At 68.9% G+C, this 20,191-nt stretch carries 19 protein-coding genes; 9 read left to right on the forward strand and 10 right to left on the reverse strand.

Annotation, left to right across the window (positions count from 1 at the left end; genetic code table 11):
- From ACFWF2_RS28865 to ACFWF2_RS28875, 3 genes are all read left to right on the forward strand, one after another.
- On the forward strand, positions 1–540 hold a 540-nt coding region (locus tag ACFWF2_RS28865; protein WP_379310610.1), incomplete at its 5' end, for a diiron oxygenase.
- 91 nt (positions 541–631) lie between these two features.
- Positions 632–1,978 (forward strand): lipase family protein, encoded by a 1,347-nt coding sequence (locus tag ACFWF2_RS28870; RefSeq protein WP_379310611.1) that lies wholly within the window; start codon positions 632–634, stop codon positions 1,976–1,978.
- Positions 1,979–2,043: 65 nt separating this feature from the next.
- Positions 2,044–3,084, forward strand: coding sequence for an alpha/beta fold hydrolase (locus ACFWF2_RS28875; RefSeq protein WP_379310612.1), 1,041 nt, complete (start codon positions 2,044–2,046; stop codon positions 3,082–3,084).
- Positions 3,085–3,155: 71 nt separating this feature from the next.
- Here ACFWF2_RS28875 and fadD5 read toward each other — a convergent pair whose 3' ends face one another.
- From fadD5 to ACFWF2_RS28890, 3 genes are read right to left on the reverse strand one after another with little or no spacing between them, the layout of a single operon-like run.
- Positions 3,156–4,730 carry a fatty-acid--CoA ligase FadD5 gene (gene fadD5 / locus ACFWF2_RS28880; protein WP_379310613.1) on the reverse strand — a complete coding sequence of 525 codons (1,575 nt, stop codon included), beginning with the start codon at positions 4,728–4,730 and terminating at the stop codon, positions 3,156–3,158.
- Positions 4,731–4,750: 20 nt separating this feature from the next.
- Positions 4,751–5,557, reverse strand: coding sequence for an enoyl-CoA hydratase-related protein (locus ACFWF2_RS28885; RefSeq protein ID WP_379310614.1), 807 nt, complete (start codon positions 5,555–5,557; stop codon positions 4,751–4,753).
- Entirely contained in the window at positions 5,554–6,540 is a 987-nt protein-coding gene (locus tag ACFWF2_RS28890; RefSeq protein WP_379310615.1) for an NAD(P)H-dependent flavin oxidoreductase, read from the reverse strand. The genes ACFWF2_RS28885 and ACFWF2_RS28890 overlap by 4 nt, the downstream gene beginning before the upstream one ends.
- Positions 6,541–6,764: 224 nt before the next feature.
- Between ACFWF2_RS28890 and ACFWF2_RS28895 the strand changes: the two genes are divergently transcribed.
- Both ACFWF2_RS28895 and ACFWF2_RS28900 read left to right on the forward strand, forming a co-directional pair.
- Complete coding sequence (locus ACFWF2_RS28895) at positions 6,765–8,273, forward strand: aldehyde dehydrogenase family protein (RefSeq protein WP_379310616.1); 1,509 nt, start codon at positions 6,765–6,767, stop codon at positions 8,271–8,273.
- Positions 8,274–8,310: 37 nt separating this feature from the next.
- Complete coding sequence (locus tag ACFWF2_RS28900) at positions 8,311–9,456, forward strand: acyl-CoA dehydrogenase family protein (protein ID WP_379080804.1); 1,146 nt, start codon at positions 8,311–8,313, stop codon at positions 9,454–9,456.
- Between the two features lie 60 nt (positions 9,457–9,516).
- On the opposite strand, the gene ACFWF2_RS28905 is transcribed toward ACFWF2_RS28900, so the two are convergent.
- The 3 genes from ACFWF2_RS28905 to ACFWF2_RS28915 all read right to left on the reverse strand — a co-directional run bounded on the left by ACFWF2_RS28905 (position 9,517) and on the right by ACFWF2_RS28915 (position 13,008).
- Entirely contained in the window at positions 9,517–10,773 is a 1,257-nt protein-coding gene (locus tag ACFWF2_RS28905; protein ID WP_379310617.1) for a TetR/AcrR family transcriptional regulator, read from the reverse strand.
- A gap of 144 nt (positions 10,774–10,917) precedes the next feature.
- Positions 10,918–12,069, reverse strand: coding sequence for a hypothetical protein (locus ACFWF2_RS28910; protein ID WP_379310618.1), 1,152 nt, complete (start codon positions 12,067–12,069; stop codon positions 10,918–10,920).
- Between the two features lie 12 nt (positions 12,070–12,081).
- On the reverse strand, positions 12,082–13,008 hold the full coding sequence (locus ACFWF2_RS28915; protein WP_379310619.1) for a metal-dependent hydrolase: 927 nt from the start codon (positions 13,006–13,008) through the stop codon (positions 12,082–12,084).
- Between the two features lie 131 nt (positions 13,009–13,139).
- Between ACFWF2_RS28915 and ACFWF2_RS28920 the strand changes: the two genes are divergently transcribed.
- The gene (locus ACFWF2_RS28920) at positions 13,140–13,763 is read left to right on the forward strand and encodes a TetR/AcrR family transcriptional regulator (RefSeq protein WP_379310620.1); all 624 of its coding nucleotides are present in this window, start codon (positions 13,140–13,142) and stop codon (positions 13,761–13,763) included.
- On the opposite strand, the gene ACFWF2_RS28925 is transcribed toward ACFWF2_RS28920, so the two are convergent.
- The gene (locus ACFWF2_RS28925) at positions 13,726–14,562 is read right to left on the reverse strand and encodes an SDR family oxidoreductase (RefSeq protein WP_379310621.1); all 837 of its coding nucleotides are present in this window, start codon (positions 14,560–14,562) and stop codon (positions 13,726–13,728) included. The two genes, ACFWF2_RS28920 and ACFWF2_RS28925, sit on opposite strands and share 38 nt — an antisense overlap.
- 5 nt (positions 14,563–14,567) lie before the next feature.
- A complete protein-coding gene (locus tag ACFWF2_RS28930; protein WP_379310629.1) occupies positions 14,568–15,350 on the reverse strand; it encodes a crotonase/enoyl-CoA hydratase family protein in 783 nt (260 codons plus the stop codon).
- A 238-nt stretch (positions 15,351–15,588) separates the two neighbouring features.
- On the opposite strand from ACFWF2_RS28930, the gene ACFWF2_RS28935 reads away from it, so the two are divergent.
- The 3 genes from ACFWF2_RS28935 (at position 15,589) to ACFWF2_RS28945 (ending at position 18,748) form a co-directional block, all read left to right on the forward strand.
- On the forward strand, positions 15,589–16,008 hold the full coding sequence (locus ACFWF2_RS28935) for a YciI family protein (RefSeq protein ID WP_379310623.1): 420 nt from the start codon (positions 15,589–15,591) through the stop codon (positions 16,006–16,008).
- Positions 16,009–16,019: 11 nt separating this feature from the next.
- A complete protein-coding gene (locus tag ACFWF2_RS28940; protein WP_379310624.1) occupies positions 16,020–17,306 on the forward strand; it encodes an RNA polymerase sigma factor in 1,287 nt (428 codons plus the stop codon).
- Positions 17,307–17,392: 86 nt separating this feature from the next.
- The gene (locus ACFWF2_RS28945; protein WP_379310625.1) at positions 17,393–18,748 is read left to right on the forward strand and encodes an MFS transporter; all 1,356 of its coding nucleotides are present in this window, start codon (positions 17,393–17,395) and stop codon (positions 18,746–18,748) included.
- Positions 18,749–18,786: 38 nt separating this feature from the next.
- On the opposite strand, the gene ACFWF2_RS28950 is transcribed toward ACFWF2_RS28945, so the two are convergent.
- Entirely contained in the window at positions 18,787–19,263 is a 477-nt protein-coding gene (locus ACFWF2_RS28950) for a nucleoside deaminase (RefSeq protein WP_379310627.1), read from the reverse strand.
- On the reverse strand, positions 19,260–20,191 hold a 932-nt coding region (locus ACFWF2_RS28955), incomplete at its 5' end, for an ornithine cyclodeaminase family protein (protein ID WP_379310628.1). The genes ACFWF2_RS28955 and ACFWF2_RS28950, both read right to left, overlap by 4 nt.

The raw sequence follows: 20,191 nt of genomic DNA on the forward strand, positions 1-20,191 counted from the left end.
ATCGACCGCAAGCTGACGATGGCCATCTGGCCCGCGGTGAAGTACTTCCCCGAGCTGTTCTTCACGATGATCCTGGGCGGCGAGGAGCCGATCGACCACCTGCAGAAGTCGCTGCTGCGCGGCGGGGTGGACATGCATCCGATGGTGCAGCGCGTGATGCAGATCCATGTGGCCGAGGAAGCGCGGCATATCTCCTTCGCGCACGAGTACCTGCGCAAGAACGTGCCGTCGATGAACCCGATCACGAAAACCGTGCTGTCGGTGGCCTTCCCGATCGCCATGCGCGTGATGCTCGACATGATCGCGACGCCGCCGAAGCAGTTCGTGGAGAAGTTCGGCATCCCGGACGAGGTGATGCGGGAGGCCTACTGGGGCAGCCCGGCGTCGCAGGCAACGAAGCGTGACGTGTTCGCCGATGTGCGGGCGCTGGTGGAGGGCACCGGAATGATGAACCTGCTCGCCAAGCTCACCTGGCGCCTGCTCGGCATCGACGGCCCGGCCTCGCGCTATCGCAGCGAGCCCGCCCGCAGAGCCGCCTGACCGGCAACGATCCGCCCAAACGGGCCGGTCACCGCGACCGGCCCGTTTTCCCTGTCTCGCACACCCGCGTGCCATCCCCTGGAGTACAACGTTGACTGCCGACCACGCCCGCTCGCGCACCGAGAGCTGGCCCGCGCCCACCTTCGCGACGCTGCCCGACAACGACCCGTTCTATCAGCCGCGGGCCGGATTCGAGCAGCTCGCCGAGGGCACGGTCCTGCGGTGGCGTCCGGTCGAACTGGCCGCCTTCGGCAGGATCCCGCTGAGGGTGACCGCGTGGCAGTTGCTGTACCGCACGACCGACCTCGACGGGAAGCCCGACGCCTCGGTCACGACCGTGCTCGCGCCCGCGGACGTGGGACCGGGGACGCCGCTGCTGTCGTTCCAATGCGCCATCGACGCGGTGTCCTCGCGCGGGTTCCCGTCCTATGTGCTGCAGAAGGGCTCGCGCGCGATCGGCACCTTCGCCCATGTCGAACTGCTGTGCTTCGTCGACGCGCTGACCAGAGGCTGGGCCATCTCCATCCCGGATCACGAGGGCATGCTCGGCGCGTGGGGCGCCCCGCGCGAACCCGGCTATCGCGCCCTCGACGGCATCCGGGCCGCGCTGTCGTTCGAACCGCTCGGTCTCGATCCGCAGGCTCCGATCGGGCTGTGGGGCTACTCCGGTGGTGGCCTCGCGACCTCGTGGGCCGCCGAGATGGCGCCTGCCTACGCACCCGAACTCGACATCGCCGGTGCGGTGCTCGGCTCGCCGGTCGGTGATCTGGTGTCCACGTTCCACCGGCTCAACGGCAGCCTGCACGCCGGGCTGCCGACCCTGGTCGTTGCCGCGTTGCGCCGGGTGTATCCCGCGTTCGACGCCGTCATCGAGAGCGTGGTCGACGAAGCGGGTCAGGCCGTGCTCGACAAGGCCGCACGCTCGACCACGGGCGCGGCGGTCCTGCGGCTGGCGCGCTACGACGTCGACCGGCACACCTCCGTCCCGCTCGCCGAGCTGCTCGCTCTCGCGGACATGGCCGCCGTGTTCGCCGACGCCGAGCTGGGTACCAGGGCACCGGCCGTGCCGCTGCTGGTCGTGCAGGCCGTGCACGACCAGATCATCGCGACCGCCGATATCGACGCGCTGGTCGACCGCTATCGCGGGCACGGCGCGCACGTCACCTACCTGCGTGACCGGCTCAGTGAGCACATCACACTGCTCGCGATGTCGACGCCGCTGAGCCTGAACTGGCTGGCCGACCGGTTCGCCGGCGAGACCGTGACGCCGTCGCAGACGCAGACCGTGTGGAGCGTGCTCGGTCTGCCGGCCGGCCGCCGCGGTCTGGCCGGTCTCGTCCGCGCCGCCGCGCAGGTGCTCTTCGCGCGGCCGCTGACCGGCTCCGCGACCCGGTCCTACCGCAGCGGGCAGGCCGACGCCGCCCGCCGCGCGGCCTGACGACTCGAACTGGTGAGGAACTGCCGTCCGGCAGCCGTGGTGAGGTAAAGGGGAATGTGTTGGTGATGGGGATCGTTGCCGACGCACAGCGTGCGGTACGCAATGTGTGGTCGGTGTCGTTCGGCGGTGGGCTCGAGTCGTCGCGGCCCGCGCCGTCGACAACCGTCTACCAGGGCAAGCACCGGCACCTGAAGCGGTACGACCGCACGACGCAGGCGACCGGGAATCCGGTCCTGCTCGTGCCGCCGCTGGCCGTGACACCGGCCTGTTTCGACCTGCGGCCGGGACAGAGCCTCGTGCGCTTCCTGCTCGACCAGGGCAGGCAGCCCTATGTCGTCGACTACGGCCGATTCGGTTACGCCGACCGCGATCTCGGGCTCGAGGACTGGACCCACGACATCCTGCCCGAGGCCATCCTGCGGGTCGCGCACGAGCACGACGGGCCGATCGACATCATCGGCTGGTCCCTCGGCGGCGCGATGGCCCTGCTCACCTCGGCCGCCCACCCCGACCTGCCGATCGCCTCGATCACCGGCCTGGCCACCCCGATCGACCAGGCAAGGACCCCACTGCTGCAGCCGCTGCGCCTGGCGGGCCGGATCACCGGGGGCCGGGGGATGGCGCTGGCGACCCGGCTCATGGGCGGCATCCCGCAAGAGTTCGTCCAGCTGGGTTTCCGGTTGCAGGCCTTCGACCGGGAACTCGCCCGGCCGATGTTCCTGGCCCGCAACGCCTTGGACACCGAGGCGCTGGCCCGGATGGAGGCGACAGACCGCTTTATGTCCAGCATGCCGGGCTATCCCGGCCGCTCGTTCTGGCAGATCTACCGCAGCCTGGTTGTGCGCAACGAGCTCGCGAGCGGCTCGATCCGGGTGCGCTCCGACCTGGTGATCGAGCTGGCCAAGGTGACCTGCCGGGTGCTGTTGGTCGGCAGCCGCACCGACATGGTGGTGCCCGCCACCGCCGTGCGGCGCGGGCTCGAGATCCTGCCGAACGCCGCCGAAACCCGCTTCGTGGATGTCCCCGGCGGCCACCTCGGCCTGCTCGCCGGCCCGGCCGCCGCCGACACCACCTGGCCTGCGATCGAGGACTTCCTCGGCAGCTGACCAGGTCCACCCAGCCGAAAGGTCCCGGCGACGCGGGGAGTGGCGTCACCGGGACCGTGTCATCGGCTCGCTCAGCTGCCGGCGACGGGCACCGAACCGTGCAGCCTGCGCAGTTCGTGCTTGACCACCTTGCCGCCGGCATTGCGCGGCAGGGTGTCCACCACGACGAGGTCCTTCGGATGTTTGTAGCGGGCCAGGTGGGCGTTGAGGTGCTCTTCGAGATCGGCGAGGCTGATCGCGTCGGCGTCCTCGACGGCGACGATCGCCACCGGCACCTCGCCCCACTTGTCGTCGGCCCGGCCGATCACCGCCGCTTCGCGGATGCGGGGATGGCTGAAGAGCACGTTCTCTACCTCGGCGCAGTAGATGTTCTCGCCGCCGGAGATGATCATGTCCTTCTTCCTGTCGACGACGTAGACGAACCCCTCGTCGTCCCGGCGGACCAGATCTCCGGAGTGGAACCAGCCGCCGGCGAACGCGTCGGCGGTGGCGCGCGGGTTGTTCCAGTACTCGCGCATCAATGTCGGTCCGCGATAGACGATTTCGCCGATCTCGCCCGGGGCGACATCGTTCATCTCGTCGTCGACGATCCGGGTGGCGATGGTCGGGATGGGCTTGCCGACCGAACCCAACTTGCGGATCGCGTCCTCGCCGTCGAGCACACAGGTGATCGGCGACATCTCGGTCTGGCCGAAGACCGCCACATTGAGGGCGTCGGGGAAGGTCTCGGCCATGGCGCGCAGCACCGTGTCCGAGGCGGGCGCGGCGCCCCAGCTGATCACCCGCAGACGCAGATCACGCTGCGGCACCGAGGGATCGGCGCAGACGATCTGCCACTGGGCGGGCACCAGGAACACCGAGGTGGCGCGTTCGCGCTCCCACGCGTCGAGAACCTCGGTGGCGTCGAACGCCTTGAGCGGATGGATCACCGTCAGCGCGCCGAGCACGAAACAGGAGGCGATGGAACCCAATCCGGCGATATGGAACAGCGGTGACGCGCAGAAGGCGATGTCGTCGGCGCTGTAGCGCATGGCCCGGATACAGGTCAGCGCCTGGGAGTTCATGTTGAGGTGGGTCAGCACCGCGCCCTTGGGGTTTCCGGTCGTGCCGGAGGTGTACATGATCAGGGCGGCGGTGTCCTCGGTGACGTCGCGCGGCTCGTGCGGTTCGCCCTCCTCGGCCAGCAGATCGTCGTAGCCGAGCAGTCCCTCGCACGTTCCCACGCCGACCACGATGCGGGTGTCCAGCCCGCCGGTCTGGCCCGCCACCGCGGTGACCAGCGGGGCGAACATCGCCTCGGTGATGATGGCGGTGGCGCCGCTGTCGGTGACCAGGTAGGCGATCTCGGGCGGGGTGAGCCGGAAGTTCACCGGGACCGCGATGGCGCCGAGAGTGTTGACGGCGAACACCGATTCGATGTACTCGGTGTTGTTGAGCATCAGGATCAGCACGCGATCGCCGGGGCCGATACCGCGCCGGGCGAGGGCGTCGGCGAGCTTGCCGACCCGCTCGTGCAGTTCCCGCCAGCTGGTGGTCTTGCCGAGGTAGCGCAGCGCGGGCGCGTCGGGAATGGTGGTGGCGTGGATCGCGATCTGGTTCATCCAGTGATTGCGTCGCGAGCGCATCGGTTCTACGGCGGTGGACATCGTCGTCTCCTCGAGGGGAACTAGGCCGGGTCGGCGATCGGGCGGGGAGCGCCGGTGAACTGCGGGGCGCGGCGGGTCAACATCGCGGTCATCCCCTCCAGGAAGTCGGCGGAGGTCAGCAGTTCGACCTGCCCGTCCTTCTCCCGTGTGAGCGCGCTGTCGAGTTCGGACAGGGTCGCCGCGTTGATCGCGGCCTTGGTCAGCTGCAGCGCGCGCCGGGGCCCGATCGCGAGCTTGGCGGCGATGGTGTCGACGTGGTCGGTGAGCTCGGCGGCGGGCACGCTCGCGGTGATCAGGCCCGCCGCGGCGGCCTCGGCGGCGGGCAGGCGGCCACCGAGCAGGGCCATCTCCGCGGCCCGCGCGCGTCCCATCGCGGCCGCCACCAGCGCCGTCGCGCCACCGTCGGGCATCAAGCCGATGGAGGTGAACGGCAGCAACAGGTAGGTGCTGTCGGCGGCATAGATGAGATCGGCGGCCAGGGCGATCGAGGCGCCTACGCCGGCGGCGGGCCCGTTGACCTGGGCGATCACCGGCAACGGGGAGTCGACGATCGCGCGGATCACGCCGTTGGCGGTGTCCATCACCAGCTCCGGCGTCGCCTCGTTGCCGCCCGCGGCGGCCGCGGCGGCGAGGTCGGCGCCGGTGCAGAAGGCCTTGCCCGCGCCGGTCAGCACGATCACCCGGGTGCTCGGCTCGTCGGCGGCCGTCGTGATCGCCGCGGACAGTTCGGCCATGGTCGCGAGGTCGATCGCGTTCATCCTGGCCTGGCGGTCGATCGTGATGCGCAGGACGCCGTGTTCGGAGTCGACGTGCATGCTCTCGCTCATCGCGCCACCGCCTCGACGATCGTGCCCGCCAGCCGGCCCGCGATGAGGTCCTCGGCCTCGCGCACGATCCGCGCGACGAGGTCGCCGCAGGTGGGGATGTCGTGGATCAGGCCCTGGCACTGGCCGACGCTCCAGATTCCCGCGTCGACGTCGCCGTCCTCGTAGACCTTGCGCCCCCGCGCACCGGCGACGAGATCACGCACATCGGCGAAGGTGCCGCCGCCGCGCTCGATCTCGACGACCTGGCGGCTGACGGCATTGTCGGCGACCCGGGCGGTGTTGTTCATGGTCCGGAAGATCAGTTTCGTGTCGAGCTCGGTGTTGGCGACGATCTTCTCCTTGACCGTGTGCGCGATCGGCGACTCGACGGTGCACAGGAACCGCGTTCCCATGTTGACCCCGTCCGCACCCAGCGCCATGGCGGCGACCAGGCCGCGGGCGTCGGCGATGCCGCCCGAGGCGATCATCGGGATCTCCAGCTCACGCGCCGCCGCGGGGATCAGCACCAGCCCCGGTGTGTCGTTCTCACCGGGATGACCGGCGCATTCGAAACCGTCGATGCTCACGCCGTCGACGCCGACCTGCTGTGCCTTGAGCGCGTGCTTGACGCTGGTGCACTTGTGCAGCACCTTGATCCCGGCATCCTTGAGAAAGGGCAGGTGGGTGGCCGGATTGCCGCCCGCGATCTCCACGATCGGGACCCCGCCGTCGATGATCGCCTGCCGGTACTCCTCGTACGGCGGGGGAGTGATGGACGGCAGGATCGTCAGATTCACCCCGAACGGCTTGTCGGTGAGGTCCCTGGTCCTGGCGATCTCCTCCCGCAGCGCCTGCGGCGTCGGCTGGGTCAGGCCCGTGATGATGCCGAGGCCACCCGCCTCCGAGACCGCGGCGGCGAGTTCGGCTCGGCCGACCCACATCATCCCGCCCTGCACGATGGGGTGCTCGACACCGAATGCCTCGGTGAATCGGGTGCGCAGCATCGCGCTCTCCCTCCGGATTCGACGATTCTCGCCGGTCGCGATGAAAACCTGAACGGCTCTTTGCAACCGGCGAGAATCGTGATTAACTTAATGAGAATCACGATTAACTTAGCGGCCTCCGACATACCGTGTCAATAGGTCGTGCGGGCCGCCGGATCCCCGGACGGCACGTGCGGCCGGAGTGTCGCGACACCGCCACCGGGCTACTTGAAGGATGGTCGAGGATGACCGAAACCCCCACTACCGCAACTGTTTCCGTGCCGATGTTGGTGACGACCAACCCGGCGACAGGCGAGCAGGTCGGCAGCTGGCCGATCGACGACGCCGACAGCGTCGGCGCCGCCGTCGCCCTGGCACGACGGGCTGCGGACACCTGGCGGGAACTCGGATTCAAGGATCGCAAACGCGCGCTGCTGCGCTGGGGCGCGCACCTGGTCAACCATGCCGAGGAGTTCTGCGCGCTGATCAGCGCCGAGAACGGCAAGACGGCCGACGACGCCTACCTCGAGGTGATCACCGCCGTCGAACACCTCGCGTGGGCGGCCGAGAACGCGCACAAGGTGCTCGGGCCGAAGAAAGTCTGGCCTGGCCTGATGATGGCCAATCACGAGGCCGTGATCGAGCAGCGCCCGCACGGTGTGGTCGGCGTGATCGGCCCGTGGAACTACCCGGTGTACACGCCCAACGGCTCGATCGCCTACGCGCTGGCCGCGGGCAACACCGTCGTGTTCAAGCCCAGTGAGCTCACCACCGGCGTCGGCCACTGGTTCGCCGATGCCTTCGCCAAGGCGAACCCCGACCTGCCCGACGGCATCCTCACTGTCGTGACAGGCCCGGGCGACACCGGCCGGGCCTTGGTGGAGTCTGGCGTGGACATGGTGGCCTTCACCGGCTCGACCGCCACCGGCAAGCGGATCATGGCCGCCGCGGCGCAGCGGCTCACCCCGGTGGTGCTCGAATGCGGCGGCAAGGACGCGGCGATCGTGGCCGAGGACGCCGAGGTGGCCGCGGCCGCCGACGCGATCGCCTGGTCGGCGATGGCGAACTCCGGCCAGACCTGTGTGGGTACCGAGCGCTGCTACGTGGTGGCCTCGGTGCTCGACGAGTTCCTGGCCGAGCTCACCAAGCGGGTCGAAGACCTGACGCCGGGCTCGGGTCCGGACGCCTCCTACGGCCCGATGACACTGCCGAGCCAGGTCGACGTGATCACGAGCCACGTCGAGGACGCGCTGGCCAAGGGCGGCACCGCGCTGGTGGGCGGCCCCGAGTCGATCAAGGCGCCGTTCGTGCGCCCGATCGTGTTGCTCGACGTGCCCGAGGACTCCGCCGCGGTCCGCGAGGAGACCTTCGGTCCCACACTCACCGTGCGCGCGGTGCGCGATGTCGAGGAGGCGATCGAGCTGGCCAACGCCTCCGAATACGGGCTCGCCTCGTCGGTGTTCTCGCGCAAGCGCGGCATGGAGATCGCCCGCAAGCTGCGTGCCGGCGCGACCTCGGTGAACAGCCCGGCCGCCTACGCGGCGATCCCGGCGCTGCCCTTCGGTGGTGTCGGCGAGTCCGGCATCGGCCGCATCCACGGAGCCGCAGGCTTGCTCGGTTTCACCCGGCCGCATTCGATCGCGCGGCAGCGCTTCGAGATTCCCGGCATGGCCTTGCTGTCGTTCGCCCGTACCGAGTCGACGCTGTCGACGGTGCGCAAGCTCACCGCTTTCCGCTTCGGGCGAGCCAAGTAGACCCAACCATCGATCAGCACGGAAGAAGAGGGACAGTATGGGCGTCGAATTCAGCCCGGAACAAAAGGATTTCGCCGCGGCGGTGGCCGCGTTCGCCAAGCGTGAGGCGGGGACCCGGGAGCAGCGTGACGCGCTGACCGAGCACGACAAGGAACAGCACAACCCCGGCGTGTACGCGAAGATGGCCGAGCTCGGCTGGCTCGGCCTGACGATTCCCGAGGAGTACGGCGGGTCGGCGGCCTCGATGGTCGACATGTGCATTCTGCTCGAGGAGAGCCTGCGCGGGATGCTGCCGATCGGGGCGATCGGGCCGACCCTGATCACCGGTGGCGCCTACGCCAAGTTCGGCACCGAGGCGCAGAAGGACAATGTGCTGCGCGGCATCGTTCGCGGTGCCTCCCAGTCGATCTCGATGTCGGAGCCCGAGGCGGGCTCGGACGTGGGCAACCTGTCGACCAAGGCGGTCAAGACCGCCGACGGCTGGCTGATCAACGGCCAGAAGACCTGGTGTTCCAACGCCCACATCTCCGAGAACATCCTGCTCGTCGCCCGCACCTCGAAGGAGGGCGGAAAGCACGAAGGGCTCACCATGTTCCACGTGCCCGCCGACACCCCCGGCCTGCAGATCACCCCGATCGAGCTGATGGGCAACCAGACCGAGACCAACGATCTGTACTTCACCGATTGCGTGCTGCCCGAGGACGCGGTGGTCGGCGAGGAGGGCAACGGCTGGCGTCAGCTGATGACCGGGCTCAACTTCGAGCGCCTCATCCTGGCCGCGATGAGCCTGGGCGCCGCCGAGCGCGCCTTCGAGGACACCATCGCCTTCGTCACCCAGCGCAAGCAGTTCGGCAGGCCGGTCGGCTCGTTCCAGTCGCTGCGCCACCGCCTGGCCGACCTGGCCACCGAGATCGAATGCACCAAGCTGCTGATCTACAGCGTGGCAAGGGAAGCCGACGCCAACCCGAACAAGGTGCTCGCCAGGGAGGCCTCGATGGCCAAGCTCAAGGCCACCGAGACCAGCAAGCGGGTGGCGCTGGAAGGCATGCAGATGATGGGCGGCTACGGCTACGCCCGCGAGTTCGACATGGAAAAGCATGTCCGCGGGGCCCTGGTCTCCACCATCTTCGGCGGCACCAGCGAAATCCAGCGCGACATCATCGGCCGCACACTGGGCCTGTAACCCTCTGTCTCGCACCGGCACTCGCTGCCGCTCCACCGGCGGAGCGGCAGCGAGTTGTCGTCAGGCGTGGCCGAACAGGGTGGTGCGGTGGAGGGTGATCACGCGGTTCTGGGGGGCGACGCCCTCGTCGCCGAAGGCGCGGCCGAGGTCGACGACCAGGGCGAAGCCGGCGTGGACGAGGATGCGTGCTTCGGCTTCCGTCAGCTCGGGGCGGACCTGCACGAGGAGTTTGGTCCATTCGGCGATGACCAGTTGCTGGATGTGGTGCAGCGTCACCCGGTCTTCGGCGGCGACATTGCCGAATTCGGCGTAATAGACGTAGGTGAGGGCGCGCTCGGCGAAGGAGCCCTGGACGTACATGTCGATCAGGGACGACAGGGCGTGCGCGGGGGAGGTCGAGGCGGCGACTGTGGGGCCGATCGCGCCGGAGACGATATCGGCCGCGCGGCGGAACGCCGCGGCGAGCAGGTCGCTCTTGCTGCGGTAGTAGCGGTAGACGGCCGAGGCGGTGGCCAGGTCGGCCGCGGAGGCGATGTCCTCGACGCTGACATTCTGGTAGCCGCGTTCATGGAAGAGTTCGACCGACTTCGACAGCAGCACTTCGTGCATGAACGGCGACCCGGTGTCGGGCTCGGCCGGCGGGCGCGCGGGCTCCTGCGCGGGCAGGTCGACATCGATCAGCGCCCGGCAGGTCGAGGCGAGCAGGGGAGTGAGCAGCCTGGTCGGCAGGCTCGCGTGGTGGTCGCCGATGCTGCTGACCACGCTGAACACTGCCACGGAGCGGACGGCGATGTCGTCGCGGGCGAGTCCGGGATGCAGCTCACGGACCAGCCCGCCGAGCAGGCGAACCGCCTCGGCGAATTTGTCGTCGAGGGCCTGCCGGTCGGCCTCGTCGAGATACCGCCGTTCCCAGCGGACCAGCGCGGTGGTCGACCGATTACCGATGGTTTTGGCGATGACGGCGTCGATGACATGGTCGAGGCGTTCCCGCGGCGACCACTCCGCCGCGTCCTCGGGCAGAGTCACCGCCGCCACCGTGACATCGGCGAGCCGGAACAGCTCCTCCCGGAACAACGCGTACTTGCTGCGGTAGTGCCGGTAGAGCGCGGCCGAACTGATCCCGAGCTTGCCCGCGATGTCCTCCATGCTCACACCGTGGTACCCGTGCGCGCCGAACGCGGACGCGGCCTCCGCGGCGATCTGGGCGCGCCGGTTCTTGGGCCGCCGCCGCACGACCTTCTCCGGCGTGGCCGTCTGCGTCCCGGTCTCGGGCGAACTGGTGTCGGCCGTGCGCTCGGTATGGTCGGTGACGCTCATAAGTCGATGGTACGGACCGGTATATATCCGTCGGACCTGTGGTCGGCACACCCACCGGCGCAGGTGGGCGCGGTCCGGCGTGCGCGGGGAACTCGACGGTTCTCGATCTCGGCCGTGGGGCGCGGCCGAGATCGAGCGACCGAGCTAGCCGGTTGCCGCCTTGCTCTCCACCTGCGGCTCGTTCTGTTCGGAGACCACACGTGGCACGGTGAACGTGGCGAGGATCGACAGGATCGCGATACCGAAGCAGGCCAGCGTGTACCAGGGATTTCCGAGGGGATCGCCGTTGCTCGTCTCACCGTCGACGGCGTCGAGGAAGGCGGGCAGGGCGGTGATCCAGAGAACGGCCATCACCACGAGATAGACGATGGCGTAGCGCTGGACGAACGGGTTCAGAGAGCGCGGACCCGTCGCGCCACCCTGACGCAGTCGCCGCCACTGGCGAACCATGACGACCGCGGCGACGACCGAGAGCACGACCAGTTCCAGCGCGTAGACCACGCCGCGCACCGTCGTACTGCTCATGCCGAGCACCGTCGCAGGCAGCGGCAGCAGGAAGGTGCCCACCGAGGCCAGCAGACCGATCACCACTGTGCGCCAGACCAATTCGATGCCGGAGAAATCGCGGCCCTGATCGACCTGACGGCCGACGAAGTACTGCACGCAGAACGCCAGCGACATCGGCCACAGCGCGGCGAACACCACCACGCTGCCCACCGGCACCGAGTCGAACATCGGTTGGTTGATCGGATTGTCGACCGACCATTCCCACCACCGCAGCTGCGGACCGAGATGGTCGAAGATCTCGTAGAACGCGTGGTGCACGAAACCCACGCAGGTCGCGCCGACGAGTACGCCGTACTGCCGGAAGATGCCGAGCATCCGGACGATCCCGAACGCCAGCGTGGCCATCAGCGGATAGATCGCCACGATGTAGATCGGCAATCGGCCCCACAGGAAGTCGACGGTGAACACGTTGTGCGCGAACATCGTGTCGACATGGTCCTCGATGCCGAACGCGGCCGGGAAGTACAGCGGCGGCTCGATGACGAACAGGTAGGCGGTCGCGCCGAACCACAGCACCAGATCGGTGGGGTCACCGTGGCGGCGCAGGCGCACGATCGCGTACCAGAGCGCGAGCATCGCGCCGAGCACGATGGTGATCTCGAGAACCGGCAGCGTCCAGTTCTCCAGGGCGAAGGGACTGCGGAACTCGACCAGACCGCCCGCTTCCTCGCAGGAGAAACCGAGCTGGGTGGCGAGCTCGGCGAAGGTGGGTGAACAGTGTTCGGCCATCGGGCGGCCCTCCTACGAACTGACGGAATCGGCGGTGTACCAACGGGTGACGTCGTAGCCCTCGTCATAGCGTCGGAACCACTCGTCGGCCAGCGCAGGCAGGTTCTCGTGCGCGGGATTGTGCCGGGGCATCTGGCTGCGGATGATGCCGCCCAGGGCGACGATCTGCTCACCCAGGCCCAGATCGTCGAACGCGCGCGGCATGGTGCCGTTGTCGGCGGGCCGCAGCCCGGGCAGCAACCGGCGCAGCGTCTGCCCGCGACGGTAGTTCGCGAACATCGACAGCGCGTCGACCTGCCGATCCGCCAGCGGCACATGCTCGTTGAAGCCTTCGCAGGCCACGCGGATCACCTGCAGGACGTGCCGGAAGATCGAGGGCGCGACCCGCATCCGGTACAGCTCGCTGTCGACCACAGAGTTGAAGATGATCAGCGCCGAACTGCGGTGCTCGACCTCCTCGACGAAATGCCAGATGAACAGCGAGGCGACCCGGTCGTCGCCGGGGGCGAACAGGGTCGAGTCGTTGTCGAGCATCAGCTTGAACACCGGCGTGAACGTCGCCTCGAGATCGGCGGTGTAGGCCAGGCGGTACTTGATCGGGGTGCTCGCGGTGAGCTTGTCGAACTCGGCGATCACCGCGTCCAGGGTCTGCTGCAGACCCGGATAGCGCCGGATCAGCGCCTTGACGTGCTGGCGGTGTGCGGTCGAATGCTGGCCCTCCTGACGCATGAACGCGTCGGCTTCCTCGGCCACTTCGGGGTCGGTGATCTGCGGTTTCGCCTGCGTGATGAGCTGCACGATCATCTTCTCGAAGCCGATCGCCAGGAACGAGACGGCATTGGCCATCGAGGAGAACGCCGGGTTCTGTGGGTTCCACAGGAACGGCACGTCGTAGTCGGAGAAGGCGAAGTCCATTTTGCGGACATGAAGGTCGGTCACGGTGGAGTACCTCGTTGTTCGGGCGTGTGCCTGCCGCTCGGGTGATGAGGCAATCATACGTATGAGCCTTCTCGTGTATGATCACTTTCACGGAATTCGCTGTGACCTGGGGTTGTGCTAGCGTCCACCCGGTGGCGCGCAGACGTGGATGGGGTGGCAGTCCGCCGGCGGACGATGCGGAGGCCGCGCGCCGGATCATCGCCGCGGCAGTAGATCTCATCGGCCGGACGGGAGCGGAGATCAGCATCGCCGACGTCGCGGAATCGCTCGGTGTCATCCGGCAGACCGTCTACCGGTACTTCCCGAGCGCCGACGCGCTGATGACGGCCGCGGCCATCGCCTCGGTCGACGGTTTCCTCGACCGGCTGACCGCGCACGTTCGCGGGCTCGACGACCCGGCCGACGCGATGATCGAGGCCGTCGTCTACACCCTCACCGAGGTCCGCCAGACCCCGCACCTGGGCATCCTGCTGTCGAGTTCGTACTCGAACCTGCACACCGACAGCCTCACCTCCGACGAGGCGCAGGCCTTCGGCATGACGATGATCCGGCGCTTCGATGTCGACTGGGCGGCTTACGGATACGACGAACCGGCGCTGCGCGGACTCGTCGAATACGCCCTGCGCACCATGCAGTCGTTCTTCCTCTCACCCGGAAATCCGCCGCGCGGCGACGAGGAGCTGCGGCGCTATCTGCGCCGGTGGATGGGGACGGCGATCAGCGCGCAGGCGGAGGCGTCGGCGCAGGGCCGATGAGGTCGTCGAGGGCGGCGTCGATCCCGGGTCCGGCGAGGGTGTGCCGGACGCTGCGCAGAACCAGCCGCCGTGGTCGCGGGCAGTCCGGTGGCGCGGAATCGTTGTCGGTGGGCACAATTCGGGCGGGTGCGCCGAGCCGGTCGCGCACGCGGGTCATCAGGTCGTAGCGGCTCACCGTCTCCGCACCGGCCAGGTGGACCACCCCGGTCTCGTCGGCGAGGTGCTCGAGCATGGGCGCCAGGCTGGGCAGATACAGCGGATTGCACACGATATCGGTGCGCGCTTCGATGGCCGGTGCGGCGAAGCGGGCGAGAAATTTGTCCGAGCGCGGGCTGCGGCCGTAGACCAGCGGGAGCCGGGCGACGAGGTGCCCGTCGCGGGCGAGGACCAGCTGTTCGGCGGAGGCCTTGGTGCAGCCGTAGACATTGATCGGGGTACGCAGGGCGGTTTCGTCGTAGTGGTCGCGCGTGCCGTCGAACACGTTGTCGGTCGACAGGTACACCAGTTTCGCGCCCGCGTCGTCGACGGCGTCGAGCAGCGCCGCCATCGGTGCGACGTTCGCGGCGTAGGCCGCCTCCGGATCCCGTTGGGCGGTAGCCAGATCCACGATCCCGGCGCTGTGGATCACCACGTCGACGCGGTCCGCGACGAGCGCGCGGACCGCATCGGCATCGGCGAGATCCAGGGGGACCAGCCCGTTCCCCGACCTGCTCGTCCCGACGACCTGGTGGCGTTCACCGAGCTGCGCGTGCAGCGCGCTGCCGACGAAACCCGAGGCGCCGAGAATCAGAATCCGCATCGCGGTCAGCGGGCCTGCCAGTTGGGCTTGCGCTTCTCGGCGAAGGCGAGGGTGCCCTCGCGGACGTCCTCGGTGCGCGCGACACCCATGATCTCGCGGTTGGTGAGGTCCCAGGCCGCGTCGTCGGCGATCTTGCCGTCGACCAGGCCGAGCGCGACCCGCTTGCTCGCCTGCACCGCCAGCGGCGCGTTCGCGGCGATCCGGCCCGCCAGCTCCAAGGCCGCGTCGAGCACCAGATCGGCAGGGACGACCCGGTTGACCAGCCCGAGTTCGAGCGCGCGCGCCGCGGTGATCGGTTCGCCGGTGAGGATCATCTCCATGGCGACCTTGCGCGGCAGCTGCTCGGGCAGCCGGAAGGCGCCGCCGGCGGCCGCGAACAGGCCGCGGGCGACTTCGGGCAGGCCGAACGTGGCGGTCTCGGCGGCGACGGCGAGGTCGCTGGCCAGGACGAGTTCGGTACCGCCGCCGAGCGCGAAGCCGTTCACCGCGGCGATGGTCGGCTTGCTGATCGGATGACGCACATACCCGGCCAGGTTCCAATCCTCATGTCCCGGAGCAAGAATCCCCTGACCGCGGCCGAGCGCCTTGAGGTCGGCACCCGCGCAGAACGCGCGCTCCCCGGCGCCGGTGAGCACGACGGCCCGGATCTGCGCGTCGGCCTCGGCCTGCTCGAGCGCCTCGCCGACACCGGTGCTGACCTCGGCGTCGACCGCGTTCATGGCCTGCGGCCGGTTGATGGTGACGACCAGCACATGCTCGCGTTGCTCGACGAGGACTGCGCTCACGATGGACTCCTTGCCTCTCTGCCCGTCCGCTGTGTCGCGTGACAGGTCCCTCCGAGATGTATCACGCCGAGCCGTCGCGGGTACCCGGATCGGGGACTCGCGATCGTGCGGTCACCCGGTCGCCGTCGTAGGCTGCGGAAAATAGTCGTGGAAAAAGTTTCGATCGGTTGTCGATCGGTGTCGTGGCCCGTTCGACCTAGGGATGAACGAAGGATCCGCACCTACCCCGAGGAGACACACCATGAAGTACATGCTGATCATGCGCGCGACCGACGACGCCTGGGCCAGGGCTACCCAGCTCGACTTCAACGAGGTCCTGGAAACCATGGGCAAGTTCAACGACGAACTGATCCGGGCCGGCGTGCTCGTCGCCGCCGAGGGCCTCGACGACGCCGCCGACACGGTGGTCGTCGACTACGCCTCGGAACCCCCGGTCGTCACCGACGGACCCTACGGCGAGACCAAGGAACTGTTCGGCGGTTACTACATCCTCAATGTCGCCTCCAAGGAGGAGGCGGTGGAATGGGCCAAGCGGATGCCGATGACCGGCCCTGGCATCAAGACCGAGATCCGCCGAGTCCCCAGCATCGACGAATTCCCGCAGGAAAATACCTGGATCGTGAAGGAACGCGCCTGGCGCGAGGCCACCGGCCAGCTCTGAGCACGACGACGATGACCCACCACACCGGCCGGGAAGCCGTGGCGGCTGTCTGGCGGATCGAATCGGCCCGGATCGTCGGCGCGCTGGCCCGCTACACCGGCGATTTCGCGATGGCCGAGGATCTCGCGCAGGAGGCGCTGGCCGAGGCACTGGTGACGTGGCCGCGCGACGGCGTGCCACGGCAACCGGCCGGGTGGTTGCTCACCGTCGGACGGCGCCGCGCGATCGACGCGTTCCGGCGCCGCGCCGCCCTCGACGAGCGGTACGCCACCCTCGCGGGCACGCTCGGCGAGGGTGGCGTGCTGACCGGCGGCGACGCGGCCGGCCCGGTGCGGGCGGCGGCGGAGGTCCTGTGGGATCCCGATCAGATCGACGACGACGTGCTCGCCCTGATGTTCATCTCCTGTCATCCGGTGCTGTCGCGGGAAGCCCGGCTGGCCTTGACATTGCGCGTGGTCGGCGGTCTGACCAGCGACGAGATCGCCAAAGCCTGCCTGGTGCCGACCGCGACCGTGCAGGCCAGGATCACCAGGGCGAAGAAGACGCTCGGCGCGGCGCAGGTCGCGTTCGAGGTGCCGCCCGCGGCCGAACGTCGCGCCCGGCTGGGATCGGTACTCGGGGTGATCTACCTGATCTTCACCGAGGGGTCATCGGCCAGCACGGGCGGCGATCTCATCCGGTTCGACCTCGCCGGTGAAGCACTGCGGCTCGCGCGGGTGCTGGCCCGGCTGATGCCGGACGACGCCGAGGTGTACGGGCTGCTGGCGCTGCTCGAACTGACCGCGGCGCGGTTTCCCGCCCGAACCGGCCCCGACGGGCAGCCGGTGCTGCTCGAACAGCAGGATCGGCGCCGCTGGGACCGTTCCGCGATCCGGCGTGGCAGGGCCGCGCTGGCCAAGGCCGCCGAGGTGGGCAATGGGCTCGGCGCGTACGGCCTGCAAGCCGCGATCGCCGAATGTCATGCTGTCGCATCGTCGGTCGAGGCGACGAACTGGGAGCGGGTGGTGCTGCTCTACGAGGCGCTGGGCAGGCTCGCGCCGTCGCCGGTGGTGGAGCTGAACCGGGCGGTGGCGGTCTCGATGGCGGACGGGCCCGCCGCCGCGCTGCCCATCGTCGACGAACTGGCCGCCGATGGGGCGCTGGCGAATTCGCATCTGCTGCCGAGTGTGCGCGGCGAACTTCTCACGCGGCTCGGCCGTACCGACGAGGCGCGTGCCGCGCTCGCCGAGGCGGTGCGGCTCTGCGGCAACGAACGGGAAAAGTCCGTTCTCGCAGGCAAACTGTCGGATCTCGCCTGAGCTCAGGGCATTCTTCGCGTAGTCGCAACGTTTGCCCGGCGAAATTGCCGGGTAGTCCGAGGGGGCGACGACGAGAGGTTTTGCGGATGTCACAGGAATCGAAATCGGTGCTGCACCGTGCCATCGGTGCATCGGCGATCGGAAATGCGGTCGAATGGTTCGACTACGGCGTCTACGCCTACTTGGCGACGTATATCGCCGCGTCGTTGTTTCCCGGCGACGGGACGGGATCGAGCGTGGTCTACACCCTGCTCGGATTCGCGGTGTCGTTTCTGATCAGGCCCATCGGCGGCATGATCTGGGGGCCGCTGGGCGATCGGATCGGCCGCAAACGCGTGCTCGCCACCACCATCGTGCTGATGGCGGCCTCGACCCTCGCGGTCGGCTTGATCCCCAGCTACGAGGCCATCGGCATTGCCGCCCCGATCCTGCTCTACCTGCTGCGCATGGTCCAGGGATTGTCCGCAGGCGGCGAATACGGCGGCGCCGCGACATTCATGGCCGAATACGCGCCCGACCGCAAACGCGGTTTCTACGGCAGTTTTCTCGAAGTCGGCACCCTCGCCGGATTCACGCTCGGCAATCTTGTCGCCCTGTTGCTGGTGAATATTCTCGACGCGACGGCGATGGAATCGTGGGGCTGGCGGTTGCCGTTCCTGATCGCGGCGCCGCTGGGTCTGATCGGTATGTACCTGCGGAATCGGGTGGAGGACACGCCGGTATTCCGCGAGGTCGAGAGCAAGGACGAAACCGAGGAAGTGACCGGCGTCTACCGCGATCTGGTGACGAAATACCTGCGTCCAGTCCTGACCCTGTTCGGCCTGGTGATCGCGCTGAATGTGGTGAATTATTCGCTGCTCAGCTACACGCCGACCTATCTGGGGACGACGCTGGGCATGGAGGAATCCGATGCGCTGCTGGTCCCGTTGATCGGTCAGATAGCCATGCTGGTGACCTTGCCGTTCCTCGGCGCCCTCTCCGACCGGGTGGGCCGCAGGCCGATGTGGATGTTCTCGTGCGCGGCGCTGATGATCATGGTCATCCCGGTGTACAAGCTGATCGGCAGCTCGCTGACCGGCGCCATCGCCGGCTTCGCGATCCTCGGCCTGCTCTACGCGCCGCAGCTGGCGACCATCTCGGCGACCTTCCCGGCCATGTTCCCCACGATCGTGCGCTTCGCCGGCGTGGCGATCGGCTACAACGTGGCGACCTCGCTGTTCGGTGGTACCGCGCCGGTGGTCAACCAGGCGCTCATCGAGGCCACCGGCGATCACCTGTTCCCGGCGTACTACATGTTCGGCGCCTGTCTGGTCGGCCTGATCGCCGCCTATTTCCTCATCGAGACCAAGGGCGTCTCGCTGCGCGGCACCCAGGTGCCCGGCACGCCCGAGGCGATCGAGGAACAGCGCGACCTGGGCGGAGAGTCCGTTCCGGTCCGGTGATCGGTGCCGGTCGCCGTGGCGGCGACCGGGACTCCGGGTCAGCCCCTCGCGGCGGCGCGGAAGACGTCCAGGGCTTCCTCGCCCAGATGTGGTCCACTGACCTCGACCGCCACGTTGGAGGTGGCGACCAGGTCGGCGCAGGTCAGCGCGAAAGTCGGCTTGCCTGGCAGGATCTGCCCGAATTCGGCGGCCGCCGCGGCGAAGACGATCCGCCCGACTCGCGCCCACACCATGGCGGCGGCGCACATCGGGCACGGCTCGCCGCTCGCGTACACGGTCGAGCCGCGCAACGCCTCGGCGTGTCCGGCCGCGGTGGCGGTGGTGATCGCGACCAGTTCGGCGTGGGTGGTGACGTCGCCGCTGGTGCTCACCGCGTTCGCGCCCTCGGCGAGCACGCGGCCGTCACGGTCGACGGCGACCGCCCCGAAGGGCCGGTCACCGCGCGCCGATGCCTGACCGGCGAGGTCGATGGCGCGACGCAGGTGGGTGATGTCGATCTCGGTGAGTGCGGTCATGTCGCGAGGTCCACTTCCGTTCCGATGCCGTTGGCGCGAGCCCTGTCGATGATCAGGCGGGCGGCGGCCAGATCCTGCAGGCCGATGCCGACCGAGTTGAACAGGGTGATGTCGCCGTCGCCGACACGACCGGGGGTCCGGCCCGCGATGACCTCACCCAGCTCGGTGCTCACCGCCGCCTCGGTGATCGCGCCCTCGGCGAGGGCGAGCAGCGTGTCACCGGACTTGGTGAGCGTGGTACCGACCGAGTCTACGACCACGCTCGCGCGGCGCATCGCTTCGCCGTCGACCTCGCGGTGGTCGGCGCGCGGGGGTGCGCCGACCGCGTTGACGTGCAGGCCGGCGCCGAACCACGCGCCCCGCACGATCGGTTCCCGTGACGGAGTCAGCGTGCACAGGATGTCGGCGGCGCGGGTCACCGCCTCCGGTCCGGCCATCGCCCGCACCTCGAGACCGAGATCGGCGACGGCGGCGCGGAACCGCTCGATCGTCTCCGCCGAGCGCGACCAGACCAGCACGGCACTCAGGTCGCGGACCAGGGCGATCGCGCGGGTGTGTTCGACGGCGAGGCCTCCCGCGCCGACCAGTCCCAGGACCGAACTATTCTGCCGTGCGAGGTGTTTCGTCGCCACCGCGCTGGCGGCGGCCGTGCGCACGGCGGTGACCAGCCGTCCATCGATCAGTGCCTCACAGCTGCCGTCGGCCGCGGAAGTCACCACGATCACCGACCGCTGTACCGGGAGCCCGCGGTCTCGGTTGGCGGGCAGGTCGGCGAGCAGTTTCACCGCGGCCGCCCCGGCGGATTCGGCGGCGGCGACCATCGGCACGAAGGCCGCGCCACCGAGCGTCATCGCCGGTGGCGCCGGGACGAACGCGGTGCCGAGCGCGAGGTCGGTGTGGGCCCGCTCGACCGCGGCCAGTACTTCGC

Source organism: Nocardia sp. NPDC060259, assembly GCF_042728775.1.
Lineage (GTDB): Bacteria > Actinomycetota > Actinomycetes > Mycobacteriales > Mycobacteriaceae > Nocardia.